Source organism: Nonomuraea sp. NPDC049655 (genome assembly GCF_044465465.1).
Classification (GTDB): Bacteria; Actinomycetota; Actinomycetes; order Streptosporangiales; family Streptosporangiaceae; genus Nonomuraea.
In genome coordinates, this window is record NZ_JBITLS010000001.1 from 792,501 (window position 1) to 814,418 (window position 21,918).

Here is a 21,918-nt window from a genome sequence, read left to right on the forward strand (position 1 = left end):
GCGGGCGACCGTCTCCCGCTCGGATGGCGGGCGAACGTGGGGCGGGAAGCCATGCGCCATCGGAGGGATGAGGGAGGGCCTTGGGTCCCAGGTCATACACGAGAGGAACGGGGGAGGGGTGCGGGCCTCAGGCGGGGGCTCATGCGCCACAAGCAGCCGGCCGAGCGGCGCGCCGAGCGGGCGGCCTCGGGTGGGGGCTTATGCGGGATCGGAGGGTAGAGGGGCGGACCTGGAATGGAGGGTTGTGTGCGGTTCGGGTATTGCGGTGCAGCTTCCCGAGGTGGCAGGGGGCTTGGGGGAGGAAGTTGGGCCGTCCAGGTGGTGGTCTGGACGGCGGGCGTCTTCGTGGAGGGAGGAGGGGGAGCTCAGTTTGTGGGGTGAGGGGGGTTCGTGGGGAGGGAGTCGAGCCAGTGGGTCAGGCGGGTGCCCTGGCGGGTCATGATCTCGGGGTCGCGCAAGGCGTTCGCCAGCAGCGACATCCCCTGGTACGCCCCCACGAAGGTGAGCGCGAGATCGTCGGCGTCCGGCTGGCCGAGGTCGCGGAACTGGCGCTCCGACCAGTCGAGGAGCAGCCGTACGACCCGGCCCGCCTCGACGTCGAGGCCGCCCTCCGCACGTTTGTCCAGCTCGGAGGCGAGCGTGCCGGTGGGGCAGCCGTACCGGGCGGCGATGTCCCGCTGACTCACCCAGGCGTCCACCATGGCCTTGAGGCGGGCGCGCGGGTCGGGGAGCCGGTCGAGTTCGGCGGTGAGTTCGGCCAGGTGCCCGGCGTGCTCGGACAGTGCGGCCAGGACCAGTTCGTCCTTGGTCTTGAAGTAGTAGTACACGTTTCCCACGGGCACGCCGGCGGCCTCGGCGATGTCGGCGATGGTCGTCCGCTCGACGCCCTGCTCGTGCAGGACGCGGGCGGCGGCGGCCATCAGCCTGCGCCGCTTGTCGGCCCCCCGGGCCCGTGTCCTCGTTGAGTCAGTCACCCAACTTACTATATGTCCAGGACGGCAGGGACGGGCGGTTCTGCGTACCGAATGAGTCGGCGCGGCGCGGGCGGGCTGGGTGAGGACGTGGCGAAGATGTCGGGAGGCGCACGACGTGAGTGGCAGGACGTGAGGCGGCAGGCTGAAAGGCGGCCATCCAAGCTGTGACGGCTGAGCCACATCGTGCTTACCTGGGTACGCGTGGAGGAGCAAGGCTGTCGCTGAGGGGTAGGGGCGGGCGATGTTCGATGTCGCCGCCGATGTGCCGGTTGTGGACAGCGGTGGCGCTGAGCTCTGGATTCCCTCATGACAGAGTTAGCGATCAACGTCCAACGTCTGCCGGGCTGCCATGTGGTGCATCTCGACGGCGACCTCGACCGCGTGACCCGCATGCCGCTGGCCCGTACGCTCGCGGAACTCCTGGAGGCGGAGCGTCCGAAGGTCGTGATCGATGTCACCGACCTGGCTTTCTGCGACTCGTGCGGCCTCTGGGCCCTCATCGTCGGCCAGCGGCAGGCCGAGCGGCGCGGCGGCAGCGTCCGGCTGGTCGGGGTGCACGGGCCGCTGGCCCGCCTGCTGGACATCACCAGTCTGTCGCGCCTGTTCCCTTCGGACGACGGTCCGGCCGAGACCGCGAGCTGGGCCAAGCCGCGCGGCTGGCCGTCCTGACCCGGAGGGACGGTGAGGGCGGCGGCCACGGCCGCTTGGCAACGACATGCGCGGGTCCGGGCCCAGTACGGGTCAGCCGGGCCAGGGGCGCGGCGAGGGCTTCAGGGCAGGAGCCCGACGACGGCCCTTCGGGGGCGGCGGGGATCGCGGCGGACGCCCAGGCCGGATGTGCCGGTGAAGGGTCACAGCACGGCGCCGGGCCGACGCGGGATCGGGAGGGATCGGGAGGGGGGCCGGCAGTGGGGTTGGAATGGGCCGGTAGCGGAGTCGGGCCCGGGCCCTGGGGGGTGCGGGCGAGGCCGGGCGGGGCGGGGGCCTGCGGGGCCCGGCGGGCGGTGACGGCCAGGGGCCCCGAAGCGGGCCTGGGTGTCAGGTCAGGACGGTGGGGAGGGGGCCGGGTCCGGGCCGTGGGGATGTGACGCGTTGATCACCTGGTACAGCTGACCCTCCGGCCCCAGCCGCCAGCCGAGCAGTTCCAGCAGCTCGCGCACCGTCGACGAGGCGTTCTGGAGCACCAGCCTGCGCGGCGGCGGCAGGTCGGTGGCCGTGCTGATGATCAGCCGCAGCCCGCCGGCGTCGATGAAGGTAAGCTCGGACAGGTCCAGATGGACGTCGGTCTCGCCGATGCGTAACGCCCACGCCAGCGCTCGGGCCAGTGCGGGCCGTCCATGGTGGTCGATCTCGCCGCGTACGCGCAGGCCGAAGGGGTGCACCATGGGCAGCACATCGGCAGGGTCGCCGGTCTGGTCGGTCATTGAAATCACACCAATGCGGTCGTCTAGGGCAGAGCCGAGCCGCGCCACGTTCCCTATCGAGGGAAGGTGCGGGCGCCCCTGACAGATCGCCGAAAACAAGAGGGCCCGGCGCGCCGCGCGTCCATACAGCGTCGGCACATCGGGCAGAGGGAGAAGCAGATGTCGGGCGATCAACCCTTTCCGCCAGGCATCGTCCAGGTCACCACGGCTTCGGCCGCCGGTGAACCGGACAGGTGCGCCCGTGGCGCGCCCGGCTCGGCTCGTTTACTCGGTCGCCTTACTCTCTGCCCTCGATCGAGCGCTTTACGCCGCCGTAACCTCCGTACCCGGTAGGGGCAAGCCATGCAAGCACCCTTCCACCTGCGGTGCACCATCACCAACAATCTCGCGCTCACCCGCGATCTGGTGCGCGTCTACGCCACCCACGCGGGGCTGTCCGGCGCGCGGCTCGACCACCTGGTGCTCGCCGTCAACGAGGCCGCCGCGAACGTCCTGGAGCACGGTGGCGGTCGCGGCACGGTGACGGCCTACACCGACGCCGCCGTCCTCACGGTCGATGTCTGCGACACGGCCGGACGCCTGCGGGCCGAGCATCTGGCCGACGCCCGGCTCACGCGTCCCTCGCCCTCGGCGCGGCGCCTCGGCCTGTGGCTGATCCATCGTCTGTGCGACGAGGTCGGCATCGACCATCCGCAAGGGGGCAGCAGGCTGCGGCTGCGTATGCGTCTGCCCCTCGCCACCCGTCTGCGTCCCTGGCAGGGGGGCGACTCCTCACCCGCGGCCAGCTAGCCACGGTGATCCGCCCGTCCGTCTCTGCTGGGCGGACGGGTGGTGAGCCGTCCTGATGAGCGGTGAGCCGCCGGTGAGGACGCGGTGAGCCGGCCCCGCCACTGTTGACCTGTCTCCGCGACCGCGGAGCACAGGCCACACACGTGGGGAGCGGACAATGGGCATGCTGACCGGCAAGACGGCGCTGGTGACGGGCGGTTCCCGGGGGATCGGCCGGGCGGTGTCGCTGCGGCTGGCCGCCGAGGGCGCGCTGGTGGCCGTGCACTACGGCGGCGACGACGAGGCGGCCAAGCAGACCGTCGCCCTGATCGAGGAGCGCGGCGGCCGGGCGTTCGCCGTGCAGGCCCGCTTCGGCGCGAAGCCCCGGCAGAGCGTCAAGGACGCGGAGGGTGCGCAAGAGGGCAGGGGCGTTGAGGGGGCGGTGGAGCGGTTGTTCGAGGGGCTGGCCGACGGGTTGGCCGGGCGTGGCCTGGACATCCTGGTCAACAACGCCGGCATCGCCTCGACCGTCCCGATCGCGCACCTGACCCCGGCGGAGTTCGAACGGGTGATGACGGTCAACGTCACCACTCCGTTCTTCGTGATCCAGCGTGCGCTGCCGCTGCTGAACGACGGCGGCCGCATCATCAACATGGGCTCGACGGCCAGCCGGTTCGCCGTCACCACGCAGATCGGCTACACGATCAGCAAGGCGGCGCTGGAGGCGATGGCACCGACGCTCGCCAACGAGCTGGGACGGCGTGGCATCACCGTGAACACGGTCGCGCCCGGCGCCGTACGGACCGACATGACCGCGGGCTACACCTCGATCCCCGAGGTGGTGGCCGCGCTGGAGTCCATCACCGCGCTCGGCCGGCTCGGGGAGCCCGAGGACGTCGCCGACGTGGTCGGCTTCCTGGCCGGTCCGGCGGGCCGGTGGGTGACCGGGCAGACCATCGACGTCTCCGGTGGCACGTACCTCGGGCCGCTCGCCTGACGGCGTCTTGGAACACTTTGCCCATCCATTACGGACCGTGCATATTCCCGTACGGGGAGCTTGCATAGCCTGATTTCATGGGAGATGTCCCCCACAACCCGCCACCACCTCCCGGCCCGGCGGCCGGCGACGGCGGCTGGACCCGCGACGGCGGGCCGGTCCACAACGGGGGCCCGGCCCACGACGAGGCGCGGGCCCACGACGAGGCGCGGGCCCACGACGAGGAGCGGGCCCGTACAGAGGAACGGGCCCGTAAGGAGCGGCAGGCCCGTAAAGAGGAGCGGGCCCGTAACGAGGAGCAGGTCCGTAACGAGGGGTGGGCCTCCGACGAAGAGCGCACCCGCAACGAAGGACGGCTCCACGACGAGGCGCGGGCGCACGACGGTGGCCCGGCGGGCGATGCGCACGTCGACAGGCTGCTGCTCGGCGCGGCCACCAGCACGCAGGCGCACGTGTGCGTGCTCTTCGTCCTGGCCGAGGACGGGCGTGTGCTGATGATGGACGCCGAGTCGGGGCTCCCCGAGCCCTTCTCGCGCTCGTGGGTCCTGATCAGGTCCACCGACCAGTCGCCGGTCGCGGTGGCGGTGCGGCAGCGGCGGCTGGTGTGGGTGCCCGACCGGGAGGCCATGGCCCGCGAGTTCCCGCTCGTGGCGCTCGCCTTCCCGTACGGGTTCGCGCTGGCCGTCGCGCCCCTGGTCGACCGCGACGGCGAGGTGCGCGGGGCCATGATGCTGCTCTGGCCGCCCGCCCCGGCCCGCCGTCCCACCCGGCACCAGCTCGACGTCCTGACCGCCACCTGCGCCGACCTGGCGGAGATCGTCCCGAGGGGGAACCGGCCGGTGCCGCCGGGGCACCAGCCGCGCGTGCTGACCAGGGAGCCGCCCGGCGGCGAGGACCTGCTGACCTGCCTCAACCGGCTGCCCGAGGGCTACTGCATGCTCGACGTCGAGGGGCGGCTCACCCTGGTCACCGCCCCCGCCGAGGAGCTGCTGCAGGCCGAGGCGGGCGAGCTGACCGGCAAGCGCCCCTGGGACGCCCTGCCCTGGCTGGGCGAGCCCGCCTACGAGGACCGCTACCGCGCCGCCGTGGTCAGCCAGGAGGTCACCTACTTCACCACCCGCAACCCGGGCGGCCAGTGGCTGGCCTTCCACCTCTATCCGGGCCTGGCCGGCGTCACCATGCGGGTCACGCCGAGCACGATGGCCCGCGACCCGCGTCCGGTCATGCCCGACCAGCTCGTCGCCGCCGACCGGCCGCCGCGCCTCGTCGCGCTGCACGAGATGCTGCACCTGGCCACCACCCTGGCGCGGGCCGTCACCGCCCAGGAGGTGATCAACCTGGTCGCCGACCACGTGATGCCCGCCTACCACGTGCAGGCCCTGGCCATCCTCACCTCCAGGGGCGGGCGCATGCAGGTGGCCGCCTCGCGCGGATACAGCGAGAAGGCGATCGAGGAGTACGACGGCCAGCCCCTTCTGCACCTGTCGCCCGGCCACCCGCTGGCCGCCGGCGCACCGGCCTTCTTCGGCAGCTGGGCCGAGCTGCGCGCGACGTACCCGGAGGCGATCAGGTCGGACGACATGTCGGCCTGGGCGTTCCTGCCGCTGACAGCCGGCGGGCGGACGGCCGGCATGTGCATCCTGGCCTACGACCGTCCCCACCGCTTCACCACCGACGAGCGGGCCAGCCTGACGGCCCTGAGCGGGCTCATCGCCCAGGCGTTCGAGCGCGCCCGCCTCTACGACGTCAAGCACCAGTTCGCGCAGTCGCTGCAGTCGAGCCTGCTGCCGCGCACCCTGCCCGGCGTCCCGGGGCTGGAGGTGGTCGCCCGCTACCTGCCCGCCACGCCCGGCATGGACATCGGCGGCGACTTCTACGACCTGATCCGGCTGGAGGAGAAGGTGGCCGCCGCCGTCATCGGCGACGTCCAGGGGCACGACGTCACCGCCGCCGCGCTGATGGGCCAGGTGCGTACGGCCATCCACGCCCACGCGAGCGCGGGCGCCAACCCCGGCGAGGTGCTCGCGCACACCAACCGCCTGCTCAACGAGCTGGCCCCGGACCGGTTCACCAGCTGCCTGTACATCAGCGTCGACCTGGGGCGGAGCATGGCGTGCGTGGCCAGCGCGGGCCACCTGCCGGCGCTGCTGCGCCGGCCCGGCGAGCCCGCCCAGGTGGTGGAGTCCGCCCCCGGGCTGCTGCTCGGCATCGAACCCGGCGCCGAGTACGCCACCACCCAGCTCGCCCTGCCGCCCGGCTCGGTGCTGGCCCTCTACACCGATGGGCTCATCGAAGTGCCCGGACACGACCTCGGCGAGGCCATCGGCGGCCTGGCCGCCGGGTTCACCCCCGCGCCGGACCAGCCGCTCACCGACGTGGCCGAGGACATGATCGCGGCCGCGGCGGCCGTCGAGCACCGCGCCGACGACATCGCCATGCTGCTCCTGCGCACCGGCCCAGCCTGAGCAGCGCCGACCGAATCTGAGCAGCGCCGATCGAATCCGAGCAGCACCGGGCGGGGGCAGGCGTCCCGGTCGGGTCAGGCGCGCCACTCCGGTGTGCGTTCCTGGCGGGCCTGGGCCAGGGCCTCCCTGACGCCCTCGGCGTCCTTGTCGGTGGTGTAGACGGGGCTGCCGGGCTGCTGCCGCCACGACTCGTCGAGCCCGCCGGCGTCCACGGGGTCGAAGCCGAGCGCGTCCACCAGACCCATCACGATCTTCTTGCCGCGCTCGTCGTCGGCGGCCACGGGCAGGGCGATGCGCCCGGGGGTGCCGGAGGGGCGGCCGCCGTGGGCGAGGTGGTCGGCGAAGATGTTGTTGAACGCCTTCACCACCGGATGGCCGAGCTGCTGCTCGACCCATCGGCTCTCCGGCATCCCGGCCTCGATCTCGTCGATCCGGCCGTCGCGCTGGGGGTAGTAGTTGCCGGTGTCCACGACGGTCAGGCCGCCGGTGACGTCGTCGAACAGGCCGTCGGGCAGCTCGGGCACCTTGCCCTGGGGGATCGTGACCACGACCAGGTCGGCTCCCTGGGGCGCCTCCTCGACGGTCACCGGGGTCGCGCCGGTCTCGGTGGCCAGGCCGGTGAGCGTCTGGGGGCCCCGGGAGTTGGCCACCGCCACCTCGTGCCCCAGCTCGGTCAGGCGCCGGGTGAGCGTGCCGCCGATGTTCCCCGCGCCGATGATGCCGATCTTCATGCTCCGCCCCCGGTTGTGCGCCTCAGCTACTGCTCGCCAGGATATCGTCACAATGCGTTATCGCTGTTCGGAGGCCGTGTCGGCGCGCCGGACGGCACCCGAACCCGATTCCGGGCGGATGGTTCCAGCGGCGCCGCTGGCATCAAGTGGTCACCGGCACGCAACTTCCTGGTCGTTCCGCGGCGGAATCTGCGCGCGACGAACCCGCACACTGGAACCCATAGGCAGGCAAACGGACGTTGGAGGACCGAATGGGAAATTCAGCATTACGTTCCGTCTCGCACGACGCTGGGCGGCGTGAATTCGTTAATCACGCGGGCGGGACGCGTCCGCATATCCAGCTGGTGTCCGACGAGCCGGGGATTCGGGGGTTGTTCCGTTACCGTCCCGAGGCGGCCGAACCGCTGACCCTGCTCTCCGAGGTGCTGCTGTGCGGGGACAGTCCGCTGACCCGGGGCGAGCGCGAGCTGATCGCGGCGTACGTGTCGTCGCTCAACCGGTGCCGGTTCTGCTTCCACACCCACGCGGCCTTCGCGGCCGTCCGCGTGCCGGACGGCATGACGCTGGTCGACGAGACCTGCGCCGACCCGGCGGCGGCCCCTCTCTCCGGCAAGCTCAAGGCCCTGCTGGGCATCGCCGGGGCGGTGCAGCGCGGCGGACGGGAGGTCACCGACGAGCACGTGCGCGCGGCCAGGGCCGAGGGCGCCACGGACCTGGAGATCCACGACACGGTGCTGATCGCGGCGGCCTTCTGCATGTACAACCGGTACGTGGACGGCCTGGCCACACTGGCCACCGACGACCCCGGCCACTACGCCGACAGGGCACGTCTGACCAGCGGATACGTGAAGGTGTGGAACGACGAGGCGCTGGACGAGGCCGGCTGAGCGGCCCCGTCCGGCGGGCCTGATCAGCCGAAGAACTCGTCCACCGAATAGGGGTCGAGCGGGAAGCTCCAGCGCTCGCTGATCTTCCCGTCGGTGATCCGGAACAACTGCATGCCGCGGTCGTCGAGCGAGCGGCCGTCGCGCTCACCGCGGATGCGCAGGACGGCGGCGACCTGGTCGCCGCCGACGAGGTAGGACTCCGGCTCCAGACGCAGCGTGCCGGTGGTGGACTTCAGCAGCTCGGCGAGGTAGCCGAGCACGGCTTCCTTGCCGGAGTAGTCGCGGGCCATCGGTCCGCGGCCGGGGACGTGGAAGATCACGTCGTCGGCGAGCAGCCGGCGAAGGTCCTCCAGGTCGCCCTTGGCAATGGCGTCGTAGGTGTTGCCGGCAACGGTGATGTGGGGATGCTCATCCATGACGACCGCCAGTCACAAACGGGGTTTAGGTGGCGTCCGTGACATTACGCGTGTCAGTTGCAGGAGACAAGAAGGAGGCACAATTAACGAGATCTTGCGCAATTTGCCAGAGTGTGCAGACTAGGAGAAAACCGCATCGATGGGAGCTTGCGTGCCCCATATTGCCCTCGATTCCGATGAACCCGGAATCCGCGGACTTTTCCAGTTCAGCCCAGAGACGGCCGCCCCGATGAACGCGCTGGCCGAGGTCCTCCTGCGTGGCGACAGCACACTGAGCCGCGGCGAGCGGGAGCTGATCGCGGCCTACGTGTCAGGGCTCAACGAGTGCCGGTTCTGCACGGCCTCGCACGCCGCGTTCGCCGCCGCCCAGCTCCCCGAAGGCATGACGCTGGTGGACCAGGTCCGCGCCGACCCCGGCACGGCGCCCGTCACGCCCAAGCTCCGCGCCCTGCTCGCCATCGCCGCCGCCGTGCAGCGGAGCGGCAGGGACGTCACCGACAAGCTGGTGGCCGCGGCCCGGGCGGAGGGGGCCACCGACAAGGAACTGCACCACACCGTGCTGATCGCGGCCGCGTTCTGCATGTTCAACCGGTACGTCGACGGCCTGGGCACCTTCGCCCCCGACGACCCCGCCGGGTACGACCTGGCCGCGCAGCGCATCCTGACGCACGGCTACACGACCGTCCCACCGGCGGCGGGACAGCAGGACTGATGGACGCGGAACACCACCGGTTCGTGATCATCGGCGCCGGACCCGGCGGGCTGCAGCTCAGCTACTTCCTGCAGCGCGCCGGGGCCGACTACGTCACCCTGGAACGCGAGGACGCGCCCGGCGGCTTCTTCCGCAGCTACCCGCGCCACCGCCGGCTCATCTCGCTGAACAAGGTGCACACCGGCGAGAAGGAGCGCGAGATCCAGCTCCGCTGGGACTGGAACTCCCTGCTCAACGACGAGCCCGACCTGATGTTCCCGAACTACTCGCGCGAGTACTTCCCGCACGCCGACGACCTGGTCCGCTACCTGGCCGACTTCCAGCGCGTCCACGGGCTGCGGGTGCGGTACTCGACGGCCGTCGAGCGCGTAGAGAAGGACGGCGCGGGCTTCGTCGTCCACACCGGTGACCAGGTTCTCCGCGCCGACTGCCTGATCGTCGCCACCGGCTGGGGCGGCCCGCACATCCCCGACATCCCGGGCATCGAGCTGGCCACCGGCTACGAGGACGTCCCCGTCAACGGCGAGGACTTCGCCGACCAGCGCGTCCTGGTCATCGGCAAGGGCAACTCGGCGTTCGAGACCGCCCAGGCGCTGCTCCCGTACGCCGCGGTCATCCACCTGGCCAGCCCCAGCCCCGTCCGCCTGGCCTGGACGAGCAAGCACCCCGGCCACGTCCGCGGCCAGTACGGCGCCTTCCTGGACAGCTACTGGTTCAAGACCCTGCACGGCGTCCTGGAGTGCACCGTCAACCGCCTCTGGCGCGAGGGCGGCGGGATCAGGGCCGCGATCACCTACACGCTGGCCGACGGCGAGCAGGCGCTGCTCGACTACGACGCCGTCCTGCGCTGCACCGGCTTCACCATGGACACCGGCCTGTTCGGCGACTCCTGCCGGCCCGCGCTGACCCCCGGCGGCCGGATGCCGGCGATCCGCCCCGACTTCCAGTCGGCCGACGTCGACGGCCTGTACTTCGCCGGCACCCTCATGCAGGCCCGCGACTTCAAACGGGCCTCCTCGGCGTTCATCGACGGCTTCCGCTACAACCTGCGCTCCCTGACCGCCCTGCTGCTCGAACGCTACGAGGGCCGGCCGCTGCCCGTGCGCGAGCTGCCCGCCGACGCCGACCTGCTCACCGGGTCGATGCTCGACCGGGTCAACCACAGCTCGGCGCTGTGGACCCAGTTCGAGTACCTGTCCGACGCGTACGTGCTCGGCCCGGACGGCGTCGTGCGGCACTACGAGGACCTGCCGGAGGACTACGCCCGCGAGCGCTTCGCCGCCGCCGGGCTGTGCCTCACGCTGACCCTGCGCTGGGGGCCGCGCGACCGGGCCGACGTGTTCGCCATCCAGCGCCACCCCACGCCCGAGCGGGCCGACGAGTGCGCCTTCCTGCATCCCGTCGTCCGGGCCTGGCGGCACGGCGAGCCGGTCGCCGAGCAGCACCTCCTGGAGGACCTCCAGGCCCGCTGGCGCGACCCCGTACGTCACGTCGAGCCGCTGCGCGCGTTCCTGGCCGACCGGCTCCAGCCGTAGGAGCCGGCCGGCTTCAGGCGTAGGCGGAGCCGGTCGGCTTCAGGCGTAGGCGGAGAAGCGGGCCACGAGATCGTCGACCACGTCGGCGAGCGCCCCGCGCCGGGCGTGCGCGGCCCGCTGGCGCTCGGCGCCGCCGCCGTTCTCGCGCAGCAGCCGCCACCCCTCCTCGGCCGCCTCCAGGTCGCCGGCCGCGGCCAGCGCGGGCCCGACGTGCTCCAGCAGCCGCGTCACCAGCTCGGCGACCGGCCGCGCCGCCCCCGTGAACGGATCGACCCCGGACCCGCCCAGCCCGTCCCTGGCGGCCCGCCAGTAGGCCACGCGCAGCAGTTCGGCGGGCACCTCGGGGCCCGGATCGCCGTCCCGCACCCGGTGCAGCGACGTGGTGACCAGCGCCCGCACCACCAGCGCGAGGAACACCGACTCGCGCGTGGAGGCGGGCACGTCGGCCACCCGCACCTCCACCGTGGGCAGCCGGGCCGACGGGCGCACGTCCCAGAACAGCGTCCCGGGGTCGACCAGCGCGCCGCTGTCGGTCAGCGCCGCGACCGTGCGCTCGAAGTGCTCCAGCGACCCGAAGTACGGCGGCGGCCCGGCCACCGGCCACTTGCCCCAGGCCAGCACCCGCCAGCCCGCGTAACCGGTGTCGCGGCCGGCCCAGAAGGGCGAGTTGGCCATGAGCGCGAGCAGCACCGGCAGCCACGGGCGCACGTGGTTGCAGACCAGCACGGCCTGCTCCCGGTCGGGCACGTGGATGTGCACGTGACCGGCGCAGATGGCCTGCTCGTCGTGCAGGGCGCGGTAGTTGTCGATGCCGACGCCGTACCGGGGGTGCTCGGTGATCGGCGGCGGGACGACGTCGCCGATCACCGGCGTGCCGGAGGCGACCACGGCCAGCCCTTCGGCGCGCGCGGCGGCGGCCACGACCTCGCGCATCCGCCGCAGCTCCGCCTCCAGCTCGGCCCGGCTCGCGCAGGGCGCCGTCTTGGCCTCCACCTGGAACTGCGTGATCTCCGTGCAGACCCGGTCGCCCAGCCCGGCCGCGGCGCGCCCGACGACGGCCGCCGCCCCGGGGGCCACGGCGCGGGTGGCCGGATCGACGACCAGGTACTCCTCCTCGACGCCCATCAGGCGGGCGGTCACGCCGCCGGAGGACTGCCGTAACGACTCGGCGGTAGCCGTCATGTGCGCTCCACTCCACTGCTCGACTCGACTGCGGGCACACCGCGGGGACACCGCGGGGACACCGCGGGGACACTGCGGGGACGCTGCCATCCGATCTTGCCCTGCCGGTGGCCGCCGCAGGGCCGAATGGCGCACACGCCCCGGGGGAATGGCTCTCCTGGCCGCATCACCCCCGCATCCGAAGGAGGGCCCCGCTCGTGACCGCGACCATGTCCGTGGAGGAGGCCGGGCACGTGTTCGCCACGCCCGCCGCGTACGCCGACGAGACCCGGCTGCACGAGGCCCTGGCGCTGCTGCGCCGCGAGTCCCCGGTGCACCGCGTGGAGGTGCCGGGCTACAACCCCTTCTGGGCCGTCACCCGGCACGCCGACCTGCTGGAGATCGAGCGGAACAACGCCCTGTGGCTGAGCGCGCCGCGCCCGGTGCTGCGGAGCGCGGAGATCGACGCCCGGCTGGCCGAGCAGCGGGCCCGCGGCACCGGCCTGAAGACGCTCGTCCACATGGACGACCCCGAGCACCGCGTCGTGCGCGCCGTCGCCGCCGACTGGTTCCGGCCCAGGGCCATGCGCGCCCTGGAGGTACGCGTCCGCGACCTGGCCCGGCGCTACGTCGACCGGATGACCGCCCACGGCGGCTCCTGCGACTTCGCCCGGCAGGTCGCCGTGCACTACCCGCTCTACGTCATCCTGTCGCTGCTGGGCCTGCCGGAGTCGGACTTCCCGCGCATGCTGCGGCTCACCCAGGAGCTGTTCGGCCAGGACGACAGCGACAACCGGCGCGGCGGCACCGCCCAGGACCACACCGCCGTGCTGGCCGACCTGCTGGACTACTTCCGCGAGCTGACCGCCGCGCGCCGGGCCAGGCCCACCGGCGACCTCGCCTCGGAGATCGCCAACGCCCGCGTGGACGGCCGCCCGCTGAGCGACCTGGACGCCGCCTCCTATTACGTCATCATCGCCACCGCCGGGCACGACACCACCAGCTCCACCATCGCCGGCGGCCTGGAGGCGCTCATCCGGCACCCCGGCGAGCTGCGGCGGCTGCGCCGGGACCCCGGGCTGCTGCCGCTGGCGGCCGAGGAGATGATCCGGTGGGTCAGCCCGGTGAAGGAGTTCATGCGCACCGCCGCCGCCGACACCGCCGTACGCGGCACGCCGGTCAGGCGGGGGGAGTCGGTGCTGCTGTCGTACCCGTCGGCCAACCGGGACGAGGAGGTGTTCGCCGAGCCGTTCCGCTTCGACGCCGGCCGTGACCCCAACCGGCACCTGGCCTTCGGCTCCGGCGTGCACTTCTGCCTCGGGGCCGCGCTGGCCCGGATGGAGATCCGGGCGCTGTTCGCCGAGCTGCTGCCCCGGCTGGAGAGCGTGGAGTTCGACGGCGAGCCCGCCTGGGTGGCCACCACGTTCGTGGGCGGGATCAAGCACCTGCCGATCCGCTACACGCTGCGCGCGTGAGGCCGCCCGCGCAGCCGGCGGGCGGTCAGAACAGCGTGGGGGGCTCGGCGGGCATCGGCTCGGGCAGCGGGCGCAGCTCCGGCACCCGGGCGCGCACCTCGTCGTGGAAGCGGCGGGCGAGCATCGGCGCGTCGGCGTTGTCGGGCGTGTGGACGAACACGGTGGGGGAGCGGCCCTCGCGCAGCCATCCGGCGACCGTGTCCACCCACTCCCGCCAGCCCTCGACCGTGGCCTCGACGGAGTCGCGGCCCAGGTAGCGGACGATCGGATGGCCGGTGAGCGCGCGGGTGCGGCGCGGCACGCGCGGCTTCTTCGTCCACGCGTCGCGTTCGGCGTCGCTGGTCGGCGGGGTGCGGAACAGCGTCACCGTGTCGAACGGCACCCATTCGGCGCCGGCGGCGGCCAGCACCCGTTCGAGCTGCCCGGCCTGGCGGGCGTCGTCGAAGAAGGCGCGGTGGCGGACCTCCACGGCGTGGCGGTGGGAGCGGGGCAGGCGGTGCAGGAAGGCCGCCAGCGTGCCGAGGTCGGCGGGGCCGAAACCGGGCGGTAACTGCACCCACAGGGCGTGCGCGCGTGGCCCGAGCGGCTCGATGGCGTCGAGGAAGGCGTGCAGCTCCTGCTTGGCGCCGGTCAGCCGGTGGTGGTGGGTGATGGCCTTGGGCAGCTTGACCACGAAGCGGAAGTCGGGGTCGAGCTGCCGGGCCCACGACTCCACCGTGGCGCGGGCGGGGGTGGCGTAGAACGTGGTGTTGCCCTCGACCGCGTCGCACCAGGTGGCGTAGGCGCGCAGGCGCTCGCCCGGCGGGAGCGGATGGGGCAGGAAACGTCCGTTCCACGGTGTGTGCGTCCACATCGCGCATCCCACATGAAGCCGCATGCCTCCGACGTTAGCGGAGCCGCCGGGTGCCCGGGGCCGCCGCGGATGTCCGAGTACGCCACCGTTTAGGCTGGTCGCATGGGCATGGTCGGGACGGTCGGGCTGGTGCTGCATCCCCAGCGCGACTCCAAGAAGGCGATCGACACGATCCTGCGCTGGGCCGCGGACAAGGGGGCCACCGTCCTCGGGCTGCCCGAGGAGGTCGGGCGCATCGACTGCAGCGCGGTGCCGGTCGACGCGGTCGCCCTGGTCGAGCGGGCCGACCTGCTGGTGGGGCTCGGCGGCGACGGCACGATGTTGCGGACCATGCGGCTGCTGGCCGGCCGGCCCACGCCCATCCTGGGGGTGAACCTGGGCAAGCTCGGCTTCCTGGCCGAGATCGACGTGGACGAGCTGGCCGGCACGCTGTCGGCCATCGACCGCCACGAGTACACGATCGAGCCGCGGATGGCGATCAGGAGTGTGGTCGCGGGGGTTGCGGTGACCGCGTTCAACGACATCGCGCTGGTCCGCATCCCCGGCGAGGGGCTGGCCGGGGTGTCGGTCACCCCGTCGGGCAGCCCGTTCGTGAGCCTGTCCGCGGACGCGGTGATCGTGGCCACCTCCACCGGCTCCACCGCCTACAGCTTCTCGGCCGGCGGGCCGATCGTCTCGCCCCGCGTGGAGGCCGTCCTCGTGGTGCCCGCCGCCGCCCACTCCTCCTTCAACCGGGCCCTGGTGCTGCCCGCCGACGAGGAGGTGACGCTGGAGGTGCTGCCCACGAGCGGCCGGCTCGCCGTCGAGGTGGACGGACGGGTGGTCGGCCACCTGTGCCCTGGCGACACCGTCACGGTCACCGCCTGGCCGGGGGCGGCCAAGGTGGTCCGCCTCGGCACCACCTTCTACGAACGCGCCCGCCGCAAGCTGCGGGTGGACGGCAGCGCCGAGGTCGGCTGACCCCGCTCAGCGGCGGTGCCGGGCGGGCCTGGTGAGGGGCCCGCCGGCCCGCACGGGCCTGGTGGACGGCTCGCCCTCCGGCATCTCCGCGGGCCGCGCGCCGCGGGCGGCGACCAGGGCCGACAGCGCGGTCGTGATCGGCACGGCGGCGATCAGCCCGAGCGTGCCCACGACGCTGCGGACGATCTCCTGGGTCACGACCGGCGTGGTCAGCACATCGCCGAGCGGCTGCGCGCCGATGCTGAACAGCAGCAGCAGCGGCAGCGACGCCCCCGCGTACGCCAGGATGATCGTGTTGATCACCGAGGCGATGTGGGCCCGTCCGACGCGTCCCGCGGCCCGGTACAGGCGGGCGAAGCCGTAGGAGGGGTTGGCCGCGGCCAGCTCCCCCACCGTCACCGCCTGGGTGACGGTGACGTCGTCGAGCACGCCGAGCGCCCCGATGATGATGCTGGCCAGCAGCAGCCCCTCGGTGTCGATGGACAGGCTCATGCCCAGCGTCAGGGCGGTGTCGTCGGTGACGCCGTTGAGCCGGGCCAGGCCGAGCGCCCCGTACGACAGCAGCCCGGTGAGCGCGAGACTGGCCAGCGTGCCCAGCACGGCCATCGACGTGGTCAGCGAGAAGCCGTGGGTGAGGTAGAGCACCGTCAGCATGATCGCGGCCGAGCCGACGACGGCGACCAGCATCGGCGGCTCGCCCGCCAGGACGGCCGGGATGACGAACGTCAGCAGCAGCCCGAACGTCACCGCCAGCCCCACCAACGCCGTCACCCCGCGCCACCGCCCGAACGCGATGACCGCCAGCGCGAACGCGCCGCCCAGCAGCCACAACGTCGTCGACCGGTCGTGGTCGGAGAGCTGGTAGTCCCCGTCGGCGGCGCGCAGCAGCAGCACGTCGTCGCCCGCCGTGAACCGCTGGGCCCCCGGCCCGCCCGGCAGCCGCAGCGTGACGTCGCGGCCGGTGTCGGGCCCCGAGCCGACCCGTACGGTGGCGTTGCCGCAGGTGGCCGGGTCGGGCACCGGCATGCCCTCCTGGACGGCCGGGCAGCGCCTGAGCGTGACCGAGGCGATCGTGCCCTCGACCCGCTCGACCGCCGGCCCCTCCCGCCCGTCCTGGCCGGCCGGCGCCGCCTGCCCCGCGGGCCAGAGCCACACCAGGCAGGCCAGCGTGGCCAGGGCCAGCGGCACCAGCACGGCCAGGCTCGCCACGACCGCGCCGCGCGACGGCGGCGCTGCGGCCACGCCGTGGCCGTGACCGTGACCGTGGGAATGGCCGGGGAAATGATCGGCGCCCATCGCGTGAAAGATCCTCCTAGGCTTCCGGGACTGCGACAGTAACGCACCCGGCGCGGGGTAGGAGCCGGGTGTGGCGACGCTGGTGGGCACCTCCGGATGGCAGTACAAGGACTGGCGCGGCGTGCTGTACCCCGAGGGGGTCCCGCAGCGGTTGTGGCTGGAGACGTACGCGGCCGAGTTCCCCACGGTCGAGAGCAACAACGCCTTCTACCGCCTGCCGTCGCCGGAGACGTTCGCCGCCTGGCGGGAGCGCACGCCCGACGGGTTCGTGATGGCGGTCAAGGCCAGCCGCTACCTCACCCACATCAAGCGGCTGGCCGGGCCCGAGGAGCCGGTCGCCCGGCTGATGGCGGCCGCCGGGGCGCTCAGGGAGAAGCTGGGCCCGGTCCTGCTGCAACTGCCGCCCACGCTGCGCGCCGACCCCGCCCTGCTGGACCGCTGCCTGGGCTGCTTTCCCGGCGGCGTGCGGGTGGCGGTGGAGCCGCGGCACGACTCCTGGTGGACCGGCGAGGTGCGCGAGGTGCTGCTCGCGCGGGGCGCCGCGCTGTGCTGGGCCGACCGGCTCGGCCGGCCGCTGACGCCGCTGTGGCGCACCGCCGACTGGGGGTACGTGCGTCTGCACGAGGGCCTGGCGGCCCCCCGGCCCTCCTACGGCGCGGCGGCGCTGAAGAGCTGGGCGAGGAGGGTGGAGCAGGCCGGATGGCGGGACGTCCACGTCTACTTCAACAACGATCCGGGGGGAGCGGCCGTGCGCGATGCCCGGCGATTTGCCAGACTCACCTGATGCGCACGCGTCTGTACAGGAACGGCGTCCTCGAAAAGGAGGGCTTCCCCGTCGAGGAGGTCTCCGACCACGTCGGCGACCCCGAGGCCGCCGTCTGGTTCGATCTGTGCTCGCCCACCCCCGAGCAGCTCAACCAGGTCGGCGAGGAGCTCGGCCTGCACGAACTGGCCGTCGAGGACGTCCTCAGCGACCACCAGCGCCCCAAGGTGGACGTCTACGACAACCACCTGTTCATCACCGTGTACGGCATCCACCTCGACGAGGGCCGCCTCGTCCCCGTCGAGGTGAACGCCTTCGTCACCCGCAACGCCCTGGTGACCGTGCGGGAGAACGCCTGCTTCGACATCGACGAGGTGGTCAGGCGCTGGGACGCGACCTCCCGCCTGGCCGGGCACGGCGTCTCCTTCCTGCTGCACGGCCTGCTCGACTACGTCGTGGACAGCCAGTTCGACCTCGTCCAGGACCTCGACGCGCGGGCCGAGGCCATGGAGGAGTCGCTGTTCGACGACGCGCCCCGCGACGGCAGGCAGCTCCAGCGCGCCATGTACGTGCTGCGCAAGGACACCGCCAGGCTGCGCAAGATCTCCATGCCGATGCGGGAGGTGCTCGGCACGCTGCTCCGCCGCGACCAGGAGATCGTCGCCGACCCGGTGATGGCCCCCTACTACGAGGACGTCTACGACCACGTCCAGCGGGTCGCCGAGTGGGTGGAGGCGATCCGCGACATGCTCGCCAACGTCCGCGAGACCCGCCTGGCCCAGCAGGGCTTCCGCCTCAACGAGATCATGAAGCGGGTGACGAGCTGGGCCGCCATCATCGCGGTGCCCACCGCCATCACCGGCTTCTACGGCCAGAACGTGCCCTACCCCGGCTCCGGGGACATCTCGGGCTTCTGGGTGTCGTCGGTGCTGGTGGCCGTGGCGTCCGTGGTGCTGTACGCGGTCTTCAAGAAGAAGGACTGGCTCTGAACGCCGGTGAGGGACGTCAGAAGCGCGGCCGGCACTTCGCGGCCAGCCTCTCGACCGGCACCGGGCCCGCCTGGCCGCCGTCCCGCAGCCGGACGGACGGCACGCCGTCCGAGACCTCCCGCGGCCCCACCACGAGCTGGTACGGCACCAGCCGGTGCGCCCTGATCCTGGCCCCGAGGCTGCCACGGTCCGCGGGCGCCAGCTCGGCCCGCAGCCCGGCGGCCACCGCCCGCCGCAGCAGGTCCTCGGCCGCCGGGAGCTCGGCGTCCGACAGCGGCAGCACGACCGCCTGCACGGGCGCCAGCCACGCCGGGAACGCGCCGCCGTGCACCTCGATCAGGTGCGCGACCAGGCGCTCGATCCCGCCGACCACGCTGCGGTGCACCATGACGGGACGCCGGCCGCCCGCGTACGACAGGTCGAAGCGCTCGGGCTGGTACAGGTCCACCTGGACGGTCGACAGGGTGCTCTCGCGTCCCGCCGGGTCGGCGATCTGGATGTCGATCTTCGGGCCGTAGAAGGCGCCCTCGCCGCGTTCCTCGTCGTAGGCGCGGCCGCGTTCCTGCAGCACCTCGCGCAGCACGGCCTCCGAGCGCGCCCACATCGCGGGGTCGTCCACGAACTTGCCGCCCTCGCCGCGCAGCGAGAGCCGGTAGCGGGCGGCCTCGATGCCGAGCTGGGCGTGCGCGGCCTCGATCAGGTCGAGCGCGGCCGACACCTCGGCCGCCGCCTGCTCCGGCGCGCAGAACACGTGGCCGTCGTTGAGCTGGATGGCCCGCACCCTGGTAAGGCCGCCGAGCACGCCCGACAGCTCCGAGCGATACATGCCGCCGAGCTCGGCCACGCGCAGCGGCAGCTCCCGGTGGCTGCGCCCGCGCGAGCGGTAGATCAGCGCGTGGTGCGGACACAGGCTGGGCCGCAGCACGAACTCCTCACCGCCCACGTTCATGGGCGGGAACATGTCCTCGGCGTAGTGCGCCCAGTGGCCCGACCGTTCGTACAGCTCGCGTTTGCCGAGCACGGGGGAGTTGACGTGCACGTAGCCGTGGCGGCGTTCGAGCTCGTGGACGTAGTCCTCCACGGCCTTGCGCACGGCGGCCCCGGCGGGCAGCCAGTAGGGCAGGCCGGAGCCGATCAGCGGGTCGGTGCCGAAGATCTCCAGCTCGCGGCCGAGCCTGCGGTGGTCGTTCATGATCGTCCTTTGCGGTGAAAGGGCGAACGACCAGCTCCCGGGCGCCCGCCCGGGATGCGTGGAATCAGCGCGCCGGGACCGTGTCCGGCGTCGTCGTGACGAGAGCGCGCTGCATGCCTGCCACCGTAGCACCGCGGCGGCCGTGAAGAAAATCTTCAACAGCCGGTCAAGGAATGGCAAATGATATAAAAGAGCACGTGGCTGAGATCACCTTGAGCGTCCGCCAGTTGCAGGCGTTCGCCGAGGTCGGCTACCAGGTCGCGGGAGGTGGCGGCGCGCACGCGGCGATGGCGGCGCTGCGCCAGGTGGTCCCGCTCGACGCCTACGAGTTCGTCGCCTACGACCCCGCCACCGGCCGGCACCACAGCGTCGTCTCCGACGGCCACCGCCGCATCGACCGCGACGCCGCCGAGGAGTACGCCGCGCTCGACGCCTGCCGCGAGGCCATCGCCGGGCGGCGGCCGGTGCCCATGCCGCAGCCGGGCACCGAACGGTACTTCCGCCGCCACCTGGCCCCCTACGGATGGCGGGCCGGGCTGACCGCGCCGCTGTTCCTCGCCGACGGCGGCCGCTACACCGGCCTGCTGCACCTGGCCGCCAAGGACGCCTTCCCGCTGCTGGCCGGCGCCCTCGTCGCCGCCGTGAGCCCGATGCTCGCGCACGTCACCGACCTGACCCGGTGCGTGATCGACCCCGCCGGGCTGCCGCCCGACTTCCGCGCGGTCGCCTTCGACCGGCTCGGCGAGCGCCGCGCGGTGCCCGGCCACGAGGTCTCCCGCGAGCTGTGGGACGACCCCGCCATGGCGGCCTTCGCGCGGGCGTTCATCGACTCGCGCGAGCTGAGCCGGCGCGGCCTGTGGCTCGACGGCGGCGGCCGCTGGCACGAGGTGCGGCTGCTGCGGGCCGGCGTCGGCTACCAGGGCTCGCTGCAGGGCGCGGTCGCCGCCGAACGGCCCTGCCCGCTGCCCTACGACCTGACCGGCCGCGAGGTCGACGTGCTCACCCGGGTCGCGGCCGGCGACTCCAACCCGCAGATCGCGGCCTGCCTGGTGCTGAGCGTCCGGACGGTGACCACCCATCTGGAGCACATCTTCGCCAAGCTGGGCTGCGACAGCCGCACCAGGCTCACCACGAAGGCGCTGGCCGAAGGGTTGTGCCGGCTCGACCTGTGACGCACGGCTCCTGCCCGGCGGGCACGCGGGCCTGCGTCAGCTCGAACCAGACGGTCGTCGAGCCCCCCTCGCGGACGAACCCCCACCGGTGGCTGAGCGCCTCGATCAGCGGCAGTCCCCGGCCGCTGGTCGCCTGCGGAGCGGTCCGGCACACGCACGGCGGGCCGTCCGCGCCGCCGTCGGCCACGCACACCCGGACCGTGGTGTCCGAGCTGAGCACCGACACCGTGAACGAGCCGCCGTCCCCGGACCTGGTGTGCAGGATCGCGTTCGTGGCCAGCTCGCTGGTGAGCAGCACCACGTCGTCATGGAAGGGGTGATCGCGGCCGAGCGCGTCCGTCACGAGCCCCCTGGCCCGCGAGACCTGGGACGCGACCCCCGGAAGCCGGACCGCGAGGTCGCGGAAGCCGGGCGTCTCACCCCCGTCGGCATGGTCTGAGTCCCTCGGCGCCACGGCGACCTCCCCCGAATCAGGTGACGTCATGAGACGCGCGGGCAGGGGGCGAGAGATTATCGCGAAAAGGTAGGAATGCTCTTTCCAAGGTCGCCTGCACGACCTGCCGCGGCGACCGAGTACGCTGCGATCGACGAGTCGTCTAGGCCCGTGGGGGAGCAAAGCGTGCACAGCAGCCTACTCGCCCGGCCGTCGGAGGAGGTCGCGTGAGCAGCCTGGAGGCCGTCTGGGTGGAGCCGTACGACCGGCCCGGGGCGGCCGTCGTGACCGGCGTCTTCGACATCCTGCACGTCGGCCACGTGCGCTACCTGGGCGCCGTGGCCGCCCGCGGGCTGCCCCTGGTGGTCGGCGTGGAGGACGACCCGCGCGTGCGGGCGTGGAAGGGGCCCAGCCGGCCGTTCAACCCGGCGGCGGAGCGGGCCGAGGTGCTGGCCGCGCTGCGCTGCGTGGCCGGCGTCTTCGTGGTGGCCGGGCCGCCCGAGGCGCACGGCCCCGAGGACTACATCGACCTGCTCGCGCCGATGCGGCCCGGCGCGCTGGCCCACACGGCCGGCGACCCGCACGCGGGCGCGCGGGCCACGGCGGCGGCCATCCTGGGCGCGGAGTGCTGGGAGATGGCGGCCATCCCCGACCGCTCCACGACCCGCATCGTGAACGCCGCCGGCAAGGGCTGACCAGGCGGCCCCGGAGCGGC

At 72.9% G+C, this 21,918-nt stretch carries 22 protein-coding genes; 13 read left to right on the forward strand and 9 right to left on the reverse strand.

All coding sequences use genetic code 11. The features are described from left to right. Positions 1-365: 365 nt before the first annotated feature. On the reverse strand, positions 366-974 hold the full coding sequence (locus tag ACIBQ6_RS03640; RefSeq protein ID WP_358293328.1) for a TetR/AcrR family transcriptional regulator: 609 nt from the start codon (positions 972-974) through the stop codon (positions 366-368). Positions 975-1,280: 306 nt separating this feature from the next. Here ACIBQ6_RS03640 and ACIBQ6_RS03645 point away from each other — a divergent pair, with 306 nt between their 5' ends. Then, positions 1,281-1,643 (forward strand): STAS domain-containing protein, encoded by a 363-nt coding sequence (locus ACIBQ6_RS03645; protein ID WP_358293326.1) that lies wholly within the window; start codon positions 1,281-1,283, stop codon positions 1,641-1,643. 374 nt (positions 1,644-2,017) lie between these two features. On the opposite strand, the gene ACIBQ6_RS03650 is transcribed toward ACIBQ6_RS03645, so the two are convergent. Then, positions 2,018-2,398: an STAS domain-containing protein gene (locus ACIBQ6_RS03650; RefSeq protein ID WP_397210055.1), complete on the reverse strand. Its 381-nt coding sequence runs from the start codon at positions 2,396-2,398 to the stop codon at positions 2,018-2,020. Positions 2,399-2,740: 342 nt separating this feature from the next. On the opposite strand from ACIBQ6_RS03650, the gene ACIBQ6_RS03655 reads away from it, so the two are divergent. From ACIBQ6_RS03655 to ACIBQ6_RS03665, 3 genes are all read left to right on the forward strand, one after another. Then, positions 2,741-3,187, forward strand: a complete 447-nt coding sequence (locus ACIBQ6_RS03655; protein WP_358293322.1) for an ATP-binding protein — start codon at positions 2,741-2,743, stop codon at positions 3,185-3,187. A 157-nt stretch (positions 3,188-3,344) separates the two neighbouring features. Next, positions 3,345-4,163: an SDR family NAD(P)-dependent oxidoreductase gene (locus tag ACIBQ6_RS03660; protein WP_397210057.1), complete on the forward strand. Its 819-nt coding sequence runs from the start codon at positions 3,345-3,347 to the stop codon at positions 4,161-4,163. Positions 4,164-4,240: 77 nt separating this feature from the next. Next, the gene (locus tag ACIBQ6_RS03665; protein ID WP_397210058.1) at positions 4,241-6,628 is read left to right on the forward strand and encodes a SpoIIE family protein phosphatase; all 2,388 of its coding nucleotides are present in this window, start codon (positions 4,241-4,243) and stop codon (positions 6,626-6,628) included. Positions 6,629-6,702: 74 nt separating this feature from the next. On the opposite strand, the gene ACIBQ6_RS03670 is transcribed toward ACIBQ6_RS03665, so the two are convergent. Further along, entirely contained in the window at positions 6,703-7,410 is a 708-nt protein-coding gene (locus tag ACIBQ6_RS03670; RefSeq protein ID WP_358293317.1) for an NAD(P)-binding domain-containing protein, read from the reverse strand. Between the two features lie 320 nt (positions 7,411-7,730). Here ACIBQ6_RS03670 and ACIBQ6_RS03675 point away from each other — a divergent pair, with 320 nt between their 5' ends. Continuing rightward, positions 7,731-8,246, forward strand: coding sequence for a carboxymuconolactone decarboxylase family protein (locus ACIBQ6_RS03675; protein ID WP_358293316.1), 516 nt, complete (start codon positions 7,731-7,733; stop codon positions 8,244-8,246). A 23-nt stretch (positions 8,247-8,269) separates the two neighbouring features. Here ACIBQ6_RS03675 and ACIBQ6_RS03680 read toward each other — a convergent pair whose 3' ends face one another. Then, entirely contained in the window at positions 8,270-8,662 is a 393-nt protein-coding gene (locus tag ACIBQ6_RS03680) for a nuclear transport factor 2 family protein (RefSeq protein WP_352330337.1), read from the reverse strand. A gap of 139 nt (positions 8,663-8,801) precedes the next feature. Between ACIBQ6_RS03680 and ACIBQ6_RS03685 the strand changes: the two genes are divergently transcribed. Together ACIBQ6_RS03685 and ACIBQ6_RS03690 are read left to right on the forward strand one after the other, a co-directional pair. Next, on the forward strand, positions 8,802-9,374 hold the full coding sequence (locus tag ACIBQ6_RS03685) for a carboxymuconolactone decarboxylase family protein (RefSeq protein ID WP_358293315.1): 573 nt from the start codon (positions 8,802-8,804) through the stop codon (positions 9,372-9,374). Then, positions 9,374-10,909 (forward strand): NAD(P)-binding domain-containing protein, encoded by a 1,536-nt coding sequence (locus tag ACIBQ6_RS03690; RefSeq protein ID WP_397210059.1) that lies wholly within the window; start codon positions 9,374-9,376, stop codon positions 10,907-10,909. The genes ACIBQ6_RS03685 and ACIBQ6_RS03690 overlap by 1 nt, the downstream gene beginning before the upstream one ends. 39 nt (positions 10,910-10,948) lie before the next feature. Here the strand turns inward: ACIBQ6_RS03690 and ACIBQ6_RS03695 are convergent, their stop codons facing one another. Further along, a complete protein-coding gene (locus ACIBQ6_RS03695) occupies positions 10,949-12,091 on the reverse strand; it encodes a glutamate--cysteine ligase (protein ID WP_397210060.1) in 1,143 nt (380 codons plus the stop codon). A 197-nt stretch (positions 12,092-12,288) separates the two neighbouring features. Between ACIBQ6_RS03695 and ACIBQ6_RS03700 the strand changes: the two genes are divergently transcribed. Continuing rightward, positions 12,289-13,545: a cytochrome P450 gene (locus ACIBQ6_RS03700; protein WP_352354069.1), complete on the forward strand. Its 1,257-nt coding sequence runs from the start codon at positions 12,289-12,291 to the stop codon at positions 13,543-13,545. A 25-nt stretch (positions 13,546-13,570) separates the two neighbouring features. On the opposite strand, the gene ACIBQ6_RS03705 is transcribed toward ACIBQ6_RS03700, so the two are convergent. Continuing rightward, a complete protein-coding gene (locus ACIBQ6_RS03705; RefSeq protein ID WP_397210061.1) occupies positions 13,571-14,422 on the reverse strand; it encodes a DUF72 domain-containing protein in 852 nt (283 codons plus the stop codon). A gap of 78 nt (positions 14,423-14,500) precedes the next feature. On the opposite strand from ACIBQ6_RS03705, the gene ACIBQ6_RS03710 reads away from it, so the two are divergent. Continuing rightward, positions 14,501-15,358, forward strand: coding sequence for an NAD(+)/NADH kinase (locus ACIBQ6_RS03710; RefSeq protein WP_397210063.1), 858 nt, complete (start codon positions 14,501-14,503; stop codon positions 15,356-15,358). Positions 15,359-15,364: 6 nt separating this feature from the next. On the opposite strand, the gene ACIBQ6_RS03715 is transcribed toward ACIBQ6_RS03710, so the two are convergent. Continuing rightward, positions 15,365-16,654, reverse strand: a complete 1,290-nt coding sequence (locus ACIBQ6_RS03715) for a YibE/F family protein (RefSeq protein WP_397210066.1) — start codon at positions 16,652-16,654, stop codon at positions 15,365-15,367. 70 nt (positions 16,655-16,724) lie between these two features. Here ACIBQ6_RS03715 and ACIBQ6_RS03720 point away from each other — a divergent pair, with 70 nt between their 5' ends. Beyond that, positions 16,725-17,438: a DUF72 domain-containing protein gene (locus tag ACIBQ6_RS03720; protein WP_397210068.1), complete on the forward strand. Its 714-nt coding sequence runs from the start codon at positions 16,725-16,727 to the stop codon at positions 17,436-17,438. Next, positions 17,438-18,406 (forward strand): magnesium transporter CorA family protein, encoded by a 969-nt coding sequence (locus tag ACIBQ6_RS03725; protein WP_358293305.1) that lies wholly within the window; start codon positions 17,438-17,440, stop codon positions 18,404-18,406. The genes ACIBQ6_RS03720 and ACIBQ6_RS03725 overlap by 1 nt, the downstream gene beginning before the upstream one ends. A 16-nt stretch (positions 18,407-18,422) precedes the next feature. Here the strand turns inward: ACIBQ6_RS03725 and thrS are convergent, their stop codons facing one another. Then, positions 18,423-19,598, reverse strand: coding sequence for a threonine--tRNA ligase (gene thrS / locus ACIBQ6_RS03730; RefSeq protein WP_397210072.1), 1,176 nt, complete (start codon positions 19,596-19,598; stop codon positions 18,423-18,425). Between the two features lie 197 nt (positions 19,599-19,795). Here thrS and ACIBQ6_RS03735 point away from each other — a divergent pair, with 197 nt between their 5' ends. Continuing rightward, complete coding sequence (locus tag ACIBQ6_RS03735; RefSeq protein WP_387669976.1) at positions 19,796-20,770, forward strand: response regulator transcription factor; 975 nt, start codon at positions 19,796-19,798, stop codon at positions 20,768-20,770. Here ACIBQ6_RS03735 and ACIBQ6_RS03740 read toward each other — a convergent pair. Next, the gene (locus ACIBQ6_RS03740) at positions 20,724-21,224 is read right to left on the reverse strand and encodes an ATP-binding protein (RefSeq protein WP_358293301.1); all 501 of its coding nucleotides are present in this window, start codon (positions 21,222-21,224) and stop codon (positions 20,724-20,726) included. The genes ACIBQ6_RS03735 and ACIBQ6_RS03740 overlap by 47 nt on opposite strands. A 206-nt stretch (positions 21,225-21,430) precedes the next feature. Here ACIBQ6_RS03740 and ACIBQ6_RS03745 point away from each other — a divergent pair, with 206 nt between their 5' ends. Beyond that, complete coding sequence (locus ACIBQ6_RS03745) at positions 21,431-21,898, forward strand: adenylyltransferase/cytidyltransferase family protein (protein WP_352354085.1); 468 nt, start codon at positions 21,431-21,433, stop codon at positions 21,896-21,898. Positions 21,899-21,918: the final 20 nt, after the last annotated feature.

Bases quoted from the DNA above. Each gene is read 5' to 3' on its own strand.
- ACIBQ6_RS03645 (WP_358293326.1), top strand. From the start codon at position 1,281: ATGACAGAGTTAGCGATCAACGTCCAACGTCTGCCGGGCTGCCATGTG.
- ACIBQ6_RS03650 (WP_397210055.1), bottom strand. From the start codon at position 2,398: ATGACCGACCAGACCGGCGACCCTGCCGATGTGCTGCCCATGGTGCAC.
- ACIBQ6_RS03655 (WP_358293322.1), top strand. From the start codon at position 2,741: ATGCAAGCACCCTTCCACCTGCGGTGCACCATCACCAACAATCTCGCG.
- ACIBQ6_RS03660 (WP_397210057.1), top strand. From the start codon at position 3,345: ATGGGCATGCTGACCGGCAAGACGGCGCTGGTGACGGGCGGTTCCCGG.
- ACIBQ6_RS03665 (WP_397210058.1), top strand. From the start codon at position 4,241: ATGGGAGATGTCCCCCACAACCCGCCACCACCTCCCGGCCCGGCGGCC.
- ACIBQ6_RS03680 (WP_352330337.1), bottom strand. From the start codon at position 8,662: ATGGATGAGCATCCCCACATCACCGTTGCCGGCAACACCTACGACGCC.
- ACIBQ6_RS03685 (WP_358293315.1), top strand. From the start codon at position 8,802: ATGGGAGCTTGCGTGCCCCATATTGCCCTCGATTCCGATGAACCCGGA.
- ACIBQ6_RS03690 (WP_397210059.1), top strand. From the start codon at position 9,374: ATGGACGCGGAACACCACCGGTTCGTGATCATCGGCGCCGGACCCGGC.
- ACIBQ6_RS03695 (WP_397210060.1), bottom strand. From the start codon at position 12,091: ATGACGGCTACCGCCGAGTCGTTACGGCAGTCCTCCGGCGGCGTGACC.
- ACIBQ6_RS03705 (WP_397210061.1), bottom strand. From the start codon at position 14,422: ATGCGGCTTCATGTGGGATGCGCGATGTGGACGCACACACCGTGGAAC.
- ACIBQ6_RS03710 (WP_397210063.1), top strand. From the start codon at position 14,501: ATGGGCATGGTCGGGACGGTCGGGCTGGTGCTGCATCCCCAGCGCGAC.
- ACIBQ6_RS03715 (WP_397210066.1), bottom strand. From the start codon at position 16,654: ATGGGCGCCGATCATTTCCCCGGCCATTCCCACGGTCACGGTCACGGC.
- ACIBQ6_RS03725 (WP_358293305.1), top strand. From the start codon at position 17,438: ATGCGCACGCGTCTGTACAGGAACGGCGTCCTCGAAAAGGAGGGCTTC.
- thrS (WP_397210072.1), bottom strand. From the start codon at position 19,598: ATGAACGACCACCGCAGGCTCGGCCGCGAGCTGGAGATCTTCGGCACC.